Source organism: Echinicola sp. 20G (assembly GCF_015533855.1).
GTDB lineage: Bacteria > Bacteroidota > Bacteroidia > Cytophagales > Cyclobacteriaceae > Echinicola.
On record NZ_AP024154.1, the window covers coordinates 2,781,731 to 2,798,095 of the forward strand.

The following is a 16,365-nucleotide window of genomic DNA, read 5'->3' on the forward strand; positions in this document are numbered from 1 at the left end:
TTTGTTTAAAACTTGATCTCCAATTGATCTGGAAGTAGTTTAAATGATTTTCTATGCAATGGAGTGGCCCCCCACTTTTCGATTCCTTCACGGTGCTGCTTGGTAGGGTAGCCAGCATTTTTCTCCCAGCCATAACCAGGATATTGTTTGGCCTTTTCAGCCATTAAATTATCTCTATAGACTTTAGCCAGAATTGATGCTGCTGCAATACTGGCAAATTTGCCGTCTCCTTTTACAATGCAATCGAAGGGTATAGTCAATTCGCTTTTAAACCGATTACCATCTATCAGTAAATGCTCTGGCACAACTTTCAGCATTTCAATTGATCTGCTCATAGCCAAAAAGGATGCGTTTAATATGTTGATTTGATCAATTTCTTCCACAGAAGACTCTGCCACTGCCCAAGCAATGGAGTTGTCTTTGATTTCTTGAACCAAACCCTCCCGATTTCCTTTGCTCAGCTTCTTGGAGTCGTTGATCAATTCATTGGCAAAGTCATTGGGAAGAATTACCGCAGCGGCCACCACTGGGCCACACAGACAGCCTCTACCCACTTCATCACATCCGGCTTCTAATCTATTAGCTTCTAAATAGGGTAATAGCTTCATCGTGGATTTTTTCTTCTCTTGGGAAATATTTATGGATCATTTCTGCTACCAGTCCTGTCCAGCCTGTTTGGTGTGATGCGCCAAGCCCTTTGCCATTGTCTCCATGGAAATATTCATAAAACAGGATGTAATCGCGGAAATGAGGGTCATGTTGCATTTTTGCATTGTCCCCAAATACCGGTCTTATTCCATCTTCATTTCTCTTAAATATCTCAATGTTGCGCATGGATAATTCCTTTGCGATGATATCAAGGGTGACAAATTTACCTGAACCTGTTGGATATTCTATAGGAAAATCGCCACCATAGTAGTAGTTGAATTTTTTCAATGATTCCATGATCAGCCAATTGATCGGGAACCAAATGGGGCCTCTCCAGTTAGAGTTTCCTCCAAACATTCTAGTGTCCGATTCGCCAGGTGTGTATTGTACAGTATGTTCGACACCGTTTAACTTCATGGAATAGGGGTGATCCTTATGGTATTTGGATACCGACCTGACACCATAATCAGAAAGGAATTCATTGGGGTCAAGTACTTTGTTAAGCAGGCTTTTCATCCTGTGTCCCCTGAGCAAGGAGAAAAGGTGTCTTTTATCCTTGCCCGGCTCTATCCAGTTCGAAACCAAAGAAGCTAATTTAGGCTTTTCTTTAAGGAAAAAGTCAAGCCGTTTTTTGAACTCTGTGAGGTTTTCATACATTTCTTCTTTGATGGGTTCCACTGCAAACAAAGGAATAATCCCCACAATGGATTTTACCCTCATTCTCTTAGGACTCTTGTCATCAATATGCAATACATCATAGAAGAAATTGTCCTTGTCATCCCAAAGACTGATATTGTCACCAGAGATATTGTTCATGGCTCCAGCGATATACAGAAAGTGTTCTAGAAACTTGGTGGCTGTATATTGATAAACTTGATTTTGCTCACAAAGGTCCAGTGATATTCTCAGCAAGTTCAGGCTGAACATGGCCATCCATGAGGTGGCATCAGCTTGTTCGAGCCTGGCGCCAAATTGGTCCACATGGCTTCGGTCAAAAAGGCTTACATTATCCAATCCTAGGAAACCTCCCTCAAAGATATTTTGCCCATCACTATCCTTTTGGTTTACCCACCAGGTAAAGTTGAGCATTAGTTTATGCAAGGCTTTCTCTAGAAACTCATAATCTCCTTTGCCGCCATTCATCTTCTTGTCTATTTGGTAAACGCGGTTGATGGCGTAGGCATGAATAGGTGGATTTACATCATTGAAGTTCCATTCGTAGGCAGGGATCTGGCCATTTGGATGCATGTACCATTCGGTCAAAAGCAATAACAGCTGTTCCTTAGCAAAGACAGGATCCATTCTAGCTATTGGGACGCAATGAAAGGCGAGGTCCCAAGCTGCATACCAAGGATATTCCCATTTGTCAGGCATGGAAATGATGTCATAATTTTGTAGGTGCTTCCAGTTATGGTTCCGTCCTTTTTTCCTTTCAATGGGAGGAACGTATCTCCCAGGGTCACCCTCTAGCCATCTTTCCACATTGTAGTAATAGAACTGTTTGCCCCACATCATTCCCGCGTAGGCTTGCCTTTGGATGTTTCTCAATTCCTCATCGGTAACATGCCCTTGCAGGTCTAAGTAGAACTCATCCGCATCATGAATCCTTTTTTGTAGGATTTCATCACATTCTTCAAGGCTAATATCCCCTCCTTTATGTCTCATTCTGAAAACCACTTCTTGGGAACCGCCAGCTGGGATGGTGTATTTATAAAGTGCGGCAGCCTTAGTGCCAAAATGGGAAGGGTTTAGATGGTCTGCACTGCCTTCCACGACATAATCATTAATAGCATCTTTTAGATACTTTTTTTGATTACCGATTTTATAGAGTTTCTCCCTATTGGTTTCATTGTCGCAAAAAAGCAACTCAGGCTCTCCTCCAAAATGGAAATGATAATTCCCTGATTTTGGTGAAAAAGCCAATATTTGGTTTTCGGATTTTTTGGAGAGTTTGGGAAGAAAAGGTTCATCTCCCGTAAACCAGGTTTTCCTGAACCATATGGTAGGCATCACCCATATGTCGGCAGCTTCTTTTCCCCTGTTATGAATAGTAGCTTTGGCTACAATGTCTTCATGATCTTCTTTGGCATACTCGATGAAAATGTCAAAATAAGCGTCATCATCAAAAATACCAGTGTCAATGATTTCGTATTCAGGATCCAGCTTGCCTCTTTTGGCATTTTCTTCCAGTAGTTCCTTATAGGGGAAAGTGCTCTGAGGATATTTGTAGAGCATTTTCATGTAAGAATGTGTGGGAGTGGAATCCAGGTAATAATAAAGTTCCTTTACGTCCTCTCCATGGTTTCCTTGATTGCCAGTTAAGCCGAAAAGACGCTCCTTGATCATACTATCTTTACCATTCCAAAAGCCCCATGCCATGCAGAGTTTTTGCTTATAATCGCTGAATCCACCGATGCCTTCCTCTCCCCAGCGATAGGCTTTGCTCTTGGCATCATCATGGGTTACATTTTCCCAAGCAGCTCCATCAATACTATAGTCTTCCCTTACGGTCCCCCATTGTCTCTCCGTAAGATAGGGGCCCCACTTTTTCCAGTGCTTGACCCTGTCGCTATCTTCCTTAAGTCTTAGTCTCTCTATATTCATGGAATTATCATCATACCTAAACTCGAATTTACGAGTTTTTATAAAAACAAAATTCCCGAACCAAGTGAGCTTTTGAATTTTATGACCTATTCATAATCGGAAATCGATTGCGCTGGGTATAAACTTATCTTTTAAGTGTAAAATAATTTTCACTTACTTAAAAAAAAGGTTCAGGAATCGGCATATTTTGGGATGATTGGGCTTCTCGAATAGGAAGAAGTTTCCTCCAGTTCCAAGATTTCCAAAAGCTTTGCTCTCAGGAGCTTTTCCCAATTTACAAAAATGTGATGAGGTTCCTGCTGTAAGTTTAGAAAATTGTCGAATTTTTCAAAGTCAAATTCATGGTGTAGGATACCTGCTTCAGATATGCTGGCGTCCAATGCATTACATGCCTGTTCGTACTGTCCCTTAACAGGGATCATCATCACTTTTTTGCCAAAGTACATGGCTTCGCATATGGATTCAAAACCTGCGGTGGAAATAAGTCCTTTACAGCTGGCCATCTTTTCCAAGAACAAAACATCATTGATTTGATGGAAGGTGAGATTGGCCGATGGCATATAGGGATTGGGCATGTCCTTTTTGTCCCAAAAAGCTTCGATCTTGATGTGAGGGTTTTTCTTTGCGAAAGCAATGGCCTCTTCTGCATACCCTGAATTGACCATGTATGTCAGGATAAAATCTCCCTTTTGGGCATCCAATGCTTTTACTTGAGGTCTTAATAAGGGAGGTAGAACAGATAGCTTTTTTGAGTGTCCGCTGTTCAGGTTTCTGAATGAAAGGGCGAGGAGCTTGTCTGCATTAAGTGCTGTGATCCAAGTGTTGAACTTAAATAACACTTTTTGAATTGGTGAGCCAGAGGCAAAAGGGAATTCGGGATGGTAAATCAAGTATTGATGTCCAATGGCCCAGAATGATGACTTAGGTCGAAAAATAAAATTATAGATGCCTGCAAGAAGATCATAGAAATTGACAATTACGTCTGGTTGGCTTTGCTGTACAGTTTGATCGATCAATTTTAGGCTATTGTAGAATCTTCCTGTCTTTAAAAAATTGTATCTAAGGGTTTTTGAAATGTTGATGGACTTTTCTTTCTGATCTGTAATAAAATTAGGACTGTCGAATTGGATGATGTTGGTCTTAATGTTTTCTTTTACAAACTGAGGGAGTGTCCTTCTATTGCTTCTGCCAATAAGCACATCTGAAACCTCATGTCCCAACTTTGTCAATTGATCAAACAATGAAATGGCTTGGGTCATGTGCCCACGTCCTTCTCCTTGAACGATGAAAATAAACTTCATGGATTAAAACCTAAAAGGTGGCAATTCTAAGTCGTCGTTTGATTTAGTGAACGAAACGGCAGAATAGGATTCATCATTTTGTGGCATAGGAATGATTTTGTCATCAGTCGTAACTTTACCAAAGTCGATTTCATTATAATAAATGAGTTGCCAGTTTCCTTCATAGTCCTCCGCCAAAGCACTCATGGTTTCTACCCAGTCACCAGAATTATAATATTCAATGCCATCAATGATTCTGGCTTCTGCTTTGTGAATATGACCGCAGATGATTCCATCGCAGCCTTTTGCTTTGGCCATCATCGCTAGCTCCTGCTCATATTTGTCTATATAAGACACTGCTGATTTTACTTTGCCCTTTACATATTGTGAAAGTGAAAAGTAAGAAAGGCCTCTTTTACGTCTGTGGTAATTTACCAAACGGTTTAACCACAATAAAAAAGTGTATCCAATGTCTCCCATGTAGGCAATCCAGCGGAGATTGGTAGTGATACTATCAAACACATCGCCATGAAGCACCATGTATTTCTTTCCATTGGAATGATAGATCAGGTCTTTTTGAATGGAAAGGTTGCCTATTTGTAGAGGAAGGATTTGGTCCAAAAAGTCATCATGGTTGCCTCTTAGGTAATAGACTTTAGTTTGGTCATTGTCTATCATTTTAAGAATCCTATTAAAAAAACGGGTATGCTTCCTTTTCCAGGATCCAGATTTTTTCAATTGCCAACCGTCTATAATGTCTCCATTCAGGATAAGGTTTTCACAACGGTATTTTTTGAGAAAGCGAACCACTTCCTTGGCTTTGGACCCTTTGGTTCCCAAATGAATATCTGAAACGACGATTGTTTTGAATTGTGTTTTCAAGGTATTGCCTGTTTTGCAAGCAAGATAGGTTTGGGGAATTAATTGATGATGAATGGGTTATTATTAAAATAAGATGTTTTTAAGAGAAATTGGATTTTATTGTGAATTCAATGTTATGGGAATATGAAAAATCATTAACTGGCTGGTATACTGAGGGGTTGGTTACAGTTTTCATTCCAATGATCTTGCAATTGACATTGATTTTTTGATAATATTCAAAGAGTACCTATTTGGGGGTTATTAGTCACTAATGGGTAAATTTTTCATTAAGCTTTCTACGCATTGAAAATCAATTTGAAAGTAGTGCCTTTTCCAAGGGTTGATTGTACTTGAATGTTTCCTTTGTGTCTGCGCATAATTTGTTTTGAAAGGCTTAGCCCAATTCCTGACCCTTTCTTTTTAGTGGTGAAGAATGGGATGAAAATTTTGTTCAAGGCTTCCTCTTCTATGCCTTTGCCAGTATCTGATATTTCAATGATGATTTTTCCTGCCTCATCGATAAAGGCCCTTAGGCTAATTTTTTTGACCTCAGCTTCCTCTACTGCATGAATGGCGTTTTGGATAATATTGATCAGTACTTGCTCGATCAAAGAGCTGTCAGCAAATAACAAAAGGTCCTGTGGCTCAATTTTCTTTTCGCAAGAAATATGGGATTGATCAATTTGATTATGAAACAAGATGCTCAACTGTTCGAATAATTCTTCAATTCGTATGGCAGAGAATTTTGGCACAGGGATATGTGCAAGACTTCTGAAGTCACTGACAAAATCAATCAAGCCTTCACTTCTTTTTTCAATGGTGGAAATGCCCATCAGATAATCTTCCACATCTCCAATAGGGACATCTTGATTTTTGTCCATTTGATTTTGAATATCTCCTTTAATGGTAGAAGCCAAAGAGGAAATAGGCGCAATGCTGTTCATGATTTCATGCGTCAGGACACGGACCAGGTTTTGCCATGCTTCCATTTCTTTTTCCTCCAATTCACTTTGGATATTCTGTAAGGAAACAAGCTTGAATTTCACGCCTCTAAGAACCAGTTCTATCACATAGACAGACAACTGCATGATGCCATCAGGATGAGCTATTTTGATCAATTCACTTCCTCCTGTTCTTAGGGTCTGGATGGCATTGTGGAGCTCTTTATTGACTTGTTCTATTTCCTGAATATAGATTAGTTGATCGATATTCAGCATTCGCTTGGCTGCGGTGTTCAGGATTTGTATGCGACCATCTTCCTCAAAAGTGATCAGCCCAATACTCAGGTGTTGGAATACTGAGCGGAAATATTGGTAATTGGCCTCCTTTTCTGCTTGATCTTCCTTAAGTTTGGCAAGAATGGCATTGAACTCAATATGCAAGTCGTCGGTTTCAGTTCCGTCAAACTTGACAGGATAAACAGTGGCGTAATTGTTTTGTTTGATGTTGTCCAAAAACTGTCTTACCTTCTTAAAGCTGCTCTCTGCATAATTGATTAGGAAGATAAGTTGGGCAATGACCAAAATGATGAAAAGGGAGGTGAGAAACACTCCCGATTCATTTAATATTGCATAAGAAAGGACAAAGAGAGTCAGGGTAAGTAAAACGACTCTCCCTAATAATCCGACTTTATAATCCATATTTTTCCAATCTTCTATAGAGAGAAGCCCTGGTTAAGCCCAGCTCTTTTGCTGCTTTAGAAATATTGCCTCCGTTTTTGTCGATGGCTTTTTGAATTACATTTTTTTCCACTTCATCTAGATTGAGAGTAGCATTGTGGTTGACTTTTTCTGTGGCTGGCTTTGAAGAAAGGAAGAAGAAGTCTCTGCTGTCCAATTCATCACCTTCGGCCATGATGATGGCACGTTCTATCGCATGCTGCAATTCCCTGATGTTTCCTGGCCAACTGTAGTGTTGCAAAAGCTGTAATGCGGCAGGTTTGAAGCCTTCAAAGTTTTTTCTGTATTTTTTTGCATAGACCTTGAGAAAGTGGTTTGCAAGAAGGGGGATATCATCTTGTCGTTCCCTTAAAGGAGGCAAGAAGATTTCGACTGTGTTGATTCTATAGAGTAAATCCTGTCTGAAGGTGTTGTCCATAACCATCTCATGAACTTTCATGTTTGTCGCACAGATTAGTCGAATATCCACAGGGATGGATTTGTTGGTGCCAATTCTGGTGACTTCTCTCTTTTGAAGGACCGTCAATAGCTTAGACTGCAAAGGCATGCTTAAATTGCCGATTTCGTCCAAGAACAATGTGCCTTTATCTGCTACTTCAAATCTTCCAGCCCTATCTTCTTTGGCATCGGTAAAGGCACCTCTTTTGTGACCAAAAAGCTCACTTTCAAATAAAGTTTCAGTAATAGCGCCCATGTCAACTCCCACAAATATCTCATCCATTCTTAATGACCTGTCATGAATGGCCCTGGCGATAAGCTCTTTTCCGGTTCCATTCTCTCCCAAAATCAGTACATTGGCGTCAGTTTGGGCAACCTTGTCTATGATGGAAAATATGTTCTTCATGGTAGCACTCTGCCCAATAATTTCTGAGAAGGGCTTCTTCATGTCAGCCTGAAGCTGCTTGGATTTTTTGGAAATGGTATCTACTTGGTCGTAGCTTTCCTTAAGGCGGCTGGCGGCAGATAGGGTAGCCAGTAGTTTTTCATTTTGCCAAGGCTTTAATATAAAGTCCGTGGCTCCTTCTTTTAGGGCCTGAACAGCCATTTCTACATCACCAAATGCGGTGATCAATATGACAACCGCTTTAGGGTCTATTTCTTTGATCTGTTTTAACCAATGGAAGCCTTCTTTGCCTGAGGTGGTGTCCTCGGTGAAGTTCATGTCAAGTAATATGACATCATAATTATTGTTGTTTACCAGAAATGGAATTCGTCGAGGGTCTTTTTCGATAGTTACTTCCTTTGCATACTTTTTTAAAAGCATTTTTGCTGCAAACAGTAAGTCCTCGTTATCATCGACGATTAAGATTTTCCCAAGGCTAGTTTCTTCCATTTTGTAGTGTTTTAGATTGTTAAGCAAAAAATAGTTGCTGAAATGATGCCACTTTTCATTTGTTACAATATAGTAAAAAGGGAAGGGTTTTGTAGTATTTATTGTTCAAAATCGTACAAAAAAAGAACGGATTCGTACGCTTTTTAAATCAGGTTAGGGAATCTTTTTTATCCCTTTTAAAAAGTATTACCTTTATCATTATTCACGAAAATAAATAATTAAATGTCTGTAGCAACTAAAGGAAGTACGGTAAAAGTACACTACACAGGTAAGTTAAAAGACGGAACAGTATTCGATTCTTCTGAAAACAGAGAACCACTTCAATTTACAGTGGGCGATGGAAATATGATCAAAGGTTTTGATGCTGCTGTTAATGGAATGGAAGTAGGTCAGGACAAGAGCGTTACTATTCCTTCTGATGAAGCTTATGGAGCAAAGAGGGATGATATGATGATTGATGTGCCAGTAGAGCAAGTACCTGCGGACATTAAGCCAGAAGTGGGAATGGATCTATCGATTCAAAACCAGCAGGGTCAACCAGTTCCTGTTAAGGTAGTTCACGTAGATCAAGAAAAAATCACTTTGGATGCTAACCATCCATTGGCTGGTGAAGATTTGATTTTCGATATCCAACTGGTAGAAATTAATTGATTTCCATCAGTATCTAGAAATAAAAAAACCGGTTGAAAAACCGGTTTTTTTATTTGTTATTAGAAACGCTTTTATTTTCCATCTTCTCTATAGAAGTAGAATCTATTTTTTTTATGCCTTGAGGATTGGCGTAAACACTTTTTGTTTTATTGTATTTTGAGTTTCCTACTTCCACAACAAATAGCTGACTTTTTATATGGGAAAAATCATAAGACTTTTGCTTTCCATCTTCTGGTATAATGGCATCCTCTAAAATCAAGTTACCAATGATGTCAAATATCTTAACAGTGGTTTTTGTTTTAATATTTTCGTCAAGGATGATTTTGAACTTCTTTTGCCCTGTTGATTTCAAGTCAAAATCAATATCAGGTGTATTCAGGTTGGTTGGAAAAGTAATATTGTTTTCTGGTTTTTTCAGGAAATTTTGGGCATAGAATCCTGTTGCCATTCCAGAAGTGTAAAATAGAATGGCCGAAAGAAAAACAGTATGGTAAATTCTCCTTAGTAAATGTTTTTTCATCGGGTCGCAAAATTGCAAAAATCAAACCAGATTTCGAATCAATTTCCTATTTTTATTAGAAATATTCTAAAAAATCTATTTTTTCTGATGAAGAATGTTAAAAATGCAAAAATTGATAAAGAGAAAAATGAGGATAGTGATGTGAATATTGTTATTTATTTCGATGAAAACACTTATGTTAGGTTTCTTGACCTAATTTAATTGCTGCAGATTTTTAGATGTGCCAAATTTATTATTGTCTAAAGGAGAGCGAACTAGGTGTTTTGTATCCATGGATACTATCACCGTCATAAAAGACAATAATTTTGTTTCCAGTACTTACTATTGAAGCATTACAGGGAGCTTTGTACCTTGTAGGTGTGCCTGAAATAAAATGAGTGAGGATAAGTTCCCCTTTTTGGGTAGTTAAAAGATAGGAGCCATTGAAGCTTAGTTTTCTCGAGGTTTTAAAGGGTAAATCGCCTAAATAGTTGCCTTGGTTGTCAAGTAGGAATATGCCTTTAGATTGGGTGTTGATGAATAGCGTATTTTTATACTCAGTGATTTCAGTAATGTTCAAATGTTCTTCATCAAGAATCAAATTTAAGGTCTGCTTTTGTAAAACCGTATTTCTTTGGTAATCATATTGAAGTATGGAAAAGTCGGTTTCATCATAAAGCCAGACTTTGAGATTGTTCCCTAGAGAGGCAGCTTTAATGTTACCAAATTCAGGAAAGTTAAGTCTTCCGCTGAATCTTGGGGCTAGGAACCTGTCCAGGATTTCTATTCTTTGAAGGTCTTTGGAAAACGTAAAAATGTTTACCGTCCGAGAGACTTCAAACTGGCTGAGTGATCCCTGATAGGTAGGGGAGTAGGAGTTGATTGAATCTCCCAAATGGTTGTAAACAGTAATGTTTCCCTTACTATCAGTGAGGTAAATTTTATCTGTATTGTCGATGTCCAGCTGCTGTACATCTGCTATTTTGATTTCGAAAACCTTCTCCCATTGTATTTCCTGAGCAAAAGAAAACTGGCTTAAAAAGCCTGCAAATACAAGGAGGATGAAAGTTCTGGTAATCATTTTTCGAATGTTTTCAAGGAAAACTTCTCACCATCAAATTCACCATAAGTAAACTGACTTATCCATTCCCCTAGGTTGTAGTACATGGAGTTTTCTCCTACCTTTAGCTCCAAAGGGAGATGCCTGTGACCAAAAATATAATAATCAAAATGCATCTTTTCTTCTACTTCTTTACAGTACTGCCAAAGCCATTCATCATCGCCTTTGAAAGTATCTTCGTTCTTGGCTTGGTTGCTAATCCTACTACTCCCAGACCATTTTTGTGCGATAGCAATGCCAATGTCTGGATGTAGCCACTTAAAGAGTTTTTGGCAGAACTTATTGGTAAATACTTTTTTGAGGAATTTATAACTTGTGTCACCAGGTCCTAATCCATCACCGTGCCCGATTAGCATTCTCTTGTGGTTGATTTCCAAATTGATGGGGTTGTGATAAACAGGAATACCAAGCTCTTTCGTAAAATATTCCCTCATCCATAAATCATGATTTCCAGTAAAGAAAATAATAGGAATTCCTTTATCCCGTAATTGTGCAATTTTTCCAATAAACCGAATAAAGCCTTTGGGAATGACCTTGTCATACTCAAACCAAAAATCAAAAAGGTCACCAACCAAAAATATGGCTGCGGCTTCATCTTCAATGTTATTGAGCCATCGGATGATTTTGTCTTCTCTCTTTCTACTGGATTGATGGTCTGGTGCTCCGAGGTGGAAGTCTGAAGCAAAAAAAACTTTTTGGTTTTCCTTTAATTTTAAATTCATGTAATTAGATCAGGATCTGTTCTCCAAAAGGCAAATTAATGGTGCTTTGTGATTTGTAGTTTCTACAAAAGTAAGCCTTTATTGAAATATATATGCTCCAAGGCTGGTGCATCAAAAATAATAATCTTTTGATGTTATAGAAATGGAAGTTTAGAAAAGCTATAAATAAGTAGGGCTTCCTGATTTCAGGAAGCCCTACTTATTTATAGTATAAAGAGTATTCTACTCTTTTTTCTCGCTCAAACTTTCTTCCACATCTGTGGAGTTGCCCTTTTCTGAAACGGCCTCATCACTATCGTCTTCTTTTTTGTTTTCTTTTCTTGTAAAAGCTTCATAAGTAGTTTCCTTGTCAAAAGGACGCTTACCGATCAGCTTTTCAAGGTCGGACTGGAAGATGATTTCCTTTTCTAGTAATTCTTGAGCAAGAGTCTCCAATTCTGGCTTTCTTTTGCTCAAAAGCTCTTTGGTTCTCTCGTATGCAAAGTTGATCAACTTTCTTACTTCTTCATCAATCGTCTCTGCTGTAGATTCGGAATAAGGCTTGCTGAATTTATAATCATTTCCTTTGCTGTCATAGAAGGATACATTTCCGATTTTATCGTTCATTCCATAAACAGAAACGATCGAATAGGCCATCTTTGTAACTCTCTCCAAATCAGATAGCGCACCAGTAGAAATTTTCCCGAAGGTTAATTCCTCAGCAGCACGGCCACCCAAGGTCATACACATTTCATCAATTAGCTGCTCAGTCTGATAAAGGAATTGTTCCTTAGGTAGGTATTGCGCGTAACCCAAAGCGGCAATTCCTCTTGGAACAATACTTACTTTGACCAATGGATCAGCGTGCTCCAAGAACCAGCCTGCTACGGCGTGGCCAGCTTCGTGATAAGCAACAATCTTTTTCTCTTCTGGAGAGATGATTTTGTTTTTCTTCTCAAGACCACCGATGACACGGTCTACTGCATCTTGGAAGTCTTGCATATCAACAGCTGCTTTGTTCCTTCTGGCAGCGATCAAAGCGGCTTCATTACAGACATTGGCTATTTCTGCACCAGCAAAACCTGGGGTCTGGGCAGCCAATTTTTTAGGGTCAATGTCAGAACTGGTTTTGATAGGAGACAAGTGAACCTTGAAAATGGCTTCACGGCCTACTATATCAGGCTTGTCTATGCTGATTTGACGGTCAAAACGGCCTGGTCTCAATAGAGCGCTATCCAACACATCAGGTCGGTTGGTAGCCGCCAAAACGATTACACCAGTATCCGTTCCAAAGCCATCCATTTCTACCAACAAGGAGTTCAAAGTGTTTTCACGCTCATCATTGGAACCAGGCATTTGCCCTTTTCCTCTTGATCTACCAATAGCATCAATCTCATCAATGAAGATGATACATGGTGCTTTTTCTTTTGCTTGTTTAAATAGGTCACGTACTCTTGCTGCACCAACACCCACAAACATTTCCACAAAGTCGGAACCGGAAAGTGTAAAGAAAGGTACGCCAGCCTCACCAGCTACGGCTTTAGCCAGAAGGGTTTTACCTGTGCCTGGAGGGCCTACCAGTAATGCGCCTTTAGGAATCTTACCTCCAAGCTTGGTGAATTTTCCAGGGTTTTTCAAGAATTCAACGATTTCTTGAACCTCTTCTTTAGCCTCATCAAGTCCAGCTACATTGTCAAAAGTAATCTTTACTTTGTTTTCCGCATCAAATAACTGAGCCTTTGATTTGCCGACATTGAAGATTTGTCCCCCTGGGCCACTAGGTCCAGCCATTCTTCTCATCATGATCCAGAAGAGGAAGAATACCAAGATCAAGAACCCAAAGCTGCCAAACCAATTGCCCCAGCTCTCTTCTTGTCTGGCTTTGTAGCCAATTCTTTCGTTTTCAGGAAGCTTTTCTTCTAGATTGTCGAAGTCTTCAATAAACTTATCAACTGAAGCAACAGTGATTTTGTAGTGCGGTCCAGCTGGATTAAAGAATGGGTTTTGCGATTCTAACTCATCCTTATATCGTTGGTTCTCGAGGGCGGATTCCCTCAGCGTAACTTCAACATAGTTTTGGTTGTATATTACCTCTACCTTTTCTACATCATTACTCAACACCATGTCCTCAAACCGCTTCATGGTGATATCAATCACCGCACTTCTTTGGTTAAACCAAGTAATGCCAATCAGTACAATTACAGCCGTGACAATAAGCCAAAGCTGGAAATTGGGCTTTTGAGGCGGTTTAGGGATGAATTTTTTATTTTTGTTTTTTTCACTCATCGTTTAATAATTAATTCTATAAACTTTAGGTAAAACGGATTAAAAAAATGAAAGTTTAGCTGACTTAGACAATTTCGGTGATTTTTGCATCTCCCCACAGTTCTTCAAGTCCATAAAACTCTCTTTTATCTTTAAGGAAAATGTGGGCAACTACATTCACGTAATCCACTAGGATCCATTGACGGTTGTTTTTTCCCTCACATCTCCAAGGTCTTTCTTTGTTTGATTTGAATACTTCTTCTTCTATAGCGTCTGAAATGGCCTCAATCTGGGTGTCAGATGATCCGGAACAAATCACGAAAAAATCAGAAACAGAATTATTTATATCTCTCAAATCCATCACCACAATGTCGGAAGCTTTTCGTTCCTCCATTCCTTTCACAATTATTTTACTCAGCTCTTCTGCTGTCATACTTTTTGTTTGTAATTTTACTCGTTCTAATACGCGCTACAATAAAAGGATAAATATCTTTATTGTGCGACAAAATAACTAATTAATTGATGCATAAAATCCTTGCCAATACTGTTTTTCTTGGAAAAGATGTTGTTTACATGACAGAGTGTCATTCCACGAATGACATAGCCGCGGAGAAGCTCAGGGACGGCTCTGCCAAAGAAGGTAGCATAATCATCACAGACAAGCAAACCAAAGGTAGGGGGCAAAGGGGAAATAAATGGTACAGTGAGCCTGAAAAGAACCTGACTTTTTCTCTTGTCCTGACCCCTAATTTCCTGAAGGCAATGGAGCAGTTTGAGCTAAATAAAGTGGTCTCCTTAGCGGTCAGAGATGCCCTATCGGTCTATGCAGAAGGGATTTGTGTGAAGTGGCCCAATGATATAGTTCATCAAAGTAGAGGGAAAATTGGAGGCATTTTGATAGAAAATATGATTTCAAAAGAGAATTTGGAATCAAGTATTATTGGGGTTGGACTTAATATCAATCAAACTGAATTTCCTTTTCCTGGCCCAGTTTCCATGGCCAATCTGGCAGGAGATGTGTTGGACAAATGGCAAGTACTTGAAAGTATTTTGATTCATTTGGAAAAAAGATACCTTCAATTAAAGAAAAAAAACCATGCAGCCATTCATATGGATTATTGGCAACATTTGTATCAAAAAGAACAATGGTGCCATTATGAAGATATAACTGGAGAATTCAGTGGGAGAATCAGGGCTGTAAATCAACAGGGAATGCTTGAAATTGAAAAAACAGATGAGTCTATAAACCTTTATGCGCACAAAGAAGTTAGATTCCTCTAAGATGGTATTTCATAAAGTCTCTTAGATTGAGTAAATTTGTGATCCGAAAATTAATATCTAAAGATAAATTCATGTCAGAAATTAAATCAAAATACATCAAGTATAAAGTAAAGGATATTTCTTTGGCTGATTGGGGCCGTAAGGAAATTAGATTGGCAGAAGCCGAAATGCCTGGTTTGATGGCATTGAGAACCGAATATGGAGAGTCAAAACCACTTCAAGGTGCCAGAATTGCAGGATGTCTTCACATGACCATCCAGACCGCTGTTTTGATCGAAACGTTGGTGGAACTGGGTGCCGAGGTGACTTGGTCTTCATGTAACATCTTTTCTACCCAAGACCATGCTGCTGCTGCTATTGCTGCTGCTGGCATTTCAGTTTATGCTTGGAAAGGACTTTCTGAGGAAGATTTTGATTGGTGTATCGAGCAAACTTTGTTCTTTGGAGAAGAGAGACAGCCTCTTAACATGATCCTTGATGATGGAGGGGATTTGACCAATATGGTTTTTGATAAATACCCTGAGTTGGTTGCTGGTATCAAAGGTCTTTCTGAAGAAACTACCACTGGTGTACACAGGCTTTATGATAGGATGAAAAATGGAACACTTCTTATTCCAGCTATCAATGTAAACGACTCTGTAACCAAATCTAAATTTGACAATAAATACGGTTGTAAGGAATCATTGGTAGATGCTATCAGAAGAGCTACCGATGTGATGCTTGCTGGTAAAGTAGCTGTTGTGGCGGGGTATGGTGATGTAGGAAAAGGTTCTGCAGCTTCTCTTAGAGGTGCCGGTGCCCGTGTAATTGTAACCGAAATTGATCCGATTTGTGCACTTCAGGCTTCTATGGATGGTTTTGAGGTGAAGAAAATGATAGATGCTGCAGCTGAGGCTGATATTGTAGTGACCGCAACAGGTAACAAAGACATCATTACAGGCGAGCATTTCAAAGTGATGAAGGATAAAGCTATCGTATGTAACATTGGTCACTTTGACAATGAGATAGATGTAGCTTGGTTGAATACCAATTACGGTCACACTAAAGATGAAATCAAGCCACAAGTGGACCTTTATAATGTAGAAGGTAATGACATCATTTTGCTTGCAGAGGGCAGGTTGGTGAACTTGGGTTGTGCTACTGGTCACCCTTCATTTGTGATGTCGAATTCCTTTACTAACCAAACTTTGGCGCAGTTGGAGCTTTGGAACAATACTGACCAATATGAAAATAAAGTGTATGTATTACCGAAGCATTTGGATGAGAAGGTAGCAGCTTTGCATTTAGGTAAATTAGGTGTAGAGTTGGATGAGCTCTCAGAAGATCAAGCCAAATATATTGGTGTTGAAGTAGCTGGGCCATTCAAGCCAGATTATTATAGATACTAATCATTGATTTTGATAAAAATTAAAGCCGCTTCTCAGCGGCTTTTTTCATTTTTGG

Annotated in this window: 14 protein-coding genes; 3 read left to right on the plus strand and 11 right to left on the minus strand. The window is 39.1% G+C overall.

Features of this window, described 5'->3' with window-relative positions:
• Positions 1-5: 5 nt before the first annotated feature.
• The 6 genes from JL001_RS11705 to JL001_RS11730 all read right to left on the minus strand — a co-directional run bounded on the left by JL001_RS11705 (position 6) and on the right by JL001_RS11730 (position 8,405).
• Positions 6-608 carry a ribonuclease HII gene (locus JL001_RS11705; protein ID WP_200976252.1) on the minus strand — a complete coding sequence of 201 codons (603 nt, stop codon included), beginning with the start codon at positions 606-608 and terminating at the stop codon, positions 6-8.
• A complete protein-coding gene (locus JL001_RS11710) occupies positions 580-3,252 on the minus strand; it encodes a glucosidase (protein ID WP_200976253.1) in 2,673 nt (890 codons plus the stop codon). The genes JL001_RS11705 and JL001_RS11710 overlap by 29 nt, the downstream gene beginning before the upstream one ends.
• Before the next feature lie 170 nt (positions 3,253-3,422).
• On the minus strand, positions 3,423-4,553 hold the full coding sequence (locus JL001_RS11715; RefSeq protein WP_200976254.1) for a glycosyltransferase family protein: 1,131 nt from the start codon (positions 4,551-4,553) through the stop codon (positions 3,423-3,425).
• Positions 4,554-4,556: 3 nt separating this feature from the next.
• A complete protein-coding gene (locus JL001_RS11720) occupies positions 4,557-5,414 on the minus strand; it encodes a UDP-2,3-diacylglucosamine diphosphatase (RefSeq protein ID WP_200976255.1) in 858 nt (285 codons plus the stop codon).
• A gap of 275 nt (positions 5,415-5,689) precedes the next feature.
• A complete protein-coding gene (locus JL001_RS11725) occupies positions 5,690-7,033 on the minus strand; it encodes a PAS domain-containing sensor histidine kinase (RefSeq protein WP_200976256.1) in 1,344 nt (447 codons plus the stop codon).
• Positions 7,023-8,405, minus strand: a complete 1,383-nt coding sequence (locus tag JL001_RS11730) for a sigma-54 dependent transcriptional regulator (protein WP_200976257.1) — start codon at positions 8,403-8,405, stop codon at positions 7,023-7,025. The genes JL001_RS11725 and JL001_RS11730 overlap by 11 nt, the downstream gene beginning before the upstream one ends.
• A gap of 222 nt (positions 8,406-8,627) precedes the next feature.
• On the opposite strand from JL001_RS11730, the gene JL001_RS11735 reads away from it, so the two are divergent.
• Positions 8,628-9,056: a peptidylprolyl isomerase gene (locus tag JL001_RS11735; RefSeq protein ID WP_192007495.1), complete on the plus strand. Its 429-nt coding sequence runs from the start codon at positions 8,628-8,630 to the stop codon at positions 9,054-9,056.
• 49 nt (positions 9,057-9,105) lie between these two features.
• On the opposite strand, the gene JL001_RS11740 is transcribed toward JL001_RS11735, so the two are convergent.
• The 5 genes from JL001_RS11740 to rsfS form a co-directional block, all read right to left on the minus strand.
• Positions 9,106-9,576 carry a hypothetical protein gene (locus tag JL001_RS11740; RefSeq protein WP_200976258.1) on the minus strand — a complete coding sequence of 157 codons (471 nt, stop codon included), beginning with the start codon at positions 9,574-9,576 and terminating at the stop codon, positions 9,106-9,108.
• 232 nt (positions 9,577-9,808) lie between these two features.
• A complete protein-coding gene (locus tag JL001_RS11745; RefSeq protein WP_200976259.1) occupies positions 9,809-10,636 on the minus strand; it encodes a hypothetical protein in 828 nt (275 codons plus the stop codon).
• Positions 10,633-11,397: a UDP-2,3-diacylglucosamine diphosphatase gene (locus JL001_RS11750; RefSeq protein ID WP_200976260.1), complete on the minus strand. Its 765-nt coding sequence runs from the start codon at positions 11,395-11,397 to the stop codon at positions 10,633-10,635. The genes JL001_RS11745 and JL001_RS11750 overlap by 4 nt, the downstream gene beginning before the upstream one ends.
• Positions 11,398-11,619: 222 nt before the next feature.
• Entirely contained in the window at positions 11,620-13,662 is a 2,043-nt protein-coding gene (ftsH, locus tag JL001_RS11755) for an ATP-dependent zinc metalloprotease FtsH (protein ID WP_200976261.1), read from the minus strand.
• A gap of 64 nt (positions 13,663-13,726) precedes the next feature.
• Positions 13,727-14,074, minus strand: a complete 348-nt coding sequence (rsfS, locus tag JL001_RS11760) for a ribosome silencing factor (RefSeq protein WP_192007485.1) — start codon at positions 14,072-14,074, stop codon at positions 13,727-13,729.
• Between the two features lie 89 nt (positions 14,075-14,163).
• On the opposite strand from rsfS, the gene JL001_RS11765 reads away from it, so the two are divergent.
• Entirely contained in the window at positions 14,164-14,922 is a 759-nt protein-coding gene (locus JL001_RS11765) for a biotin--[acetyl-CoA-carboxylase] ligase (RefSeq protein ID WP_200976262.1), read from the plus strand.
• Between the two features lie 71 nt (positions 14,923-14,993).
• Positions 14,994-16,310, plus strand: coding sequence for an adenosylhomocysteinase (gene ahcY / locus JL001_RS11770; RefSeq protein WP_200976263.1), 1,317 nt, complete (start codon positions 14,994-14,996; stop codon positions 16,308-16,310).
• Positions 16,311-16,365 lie beyond the last annotated feature (55 nt).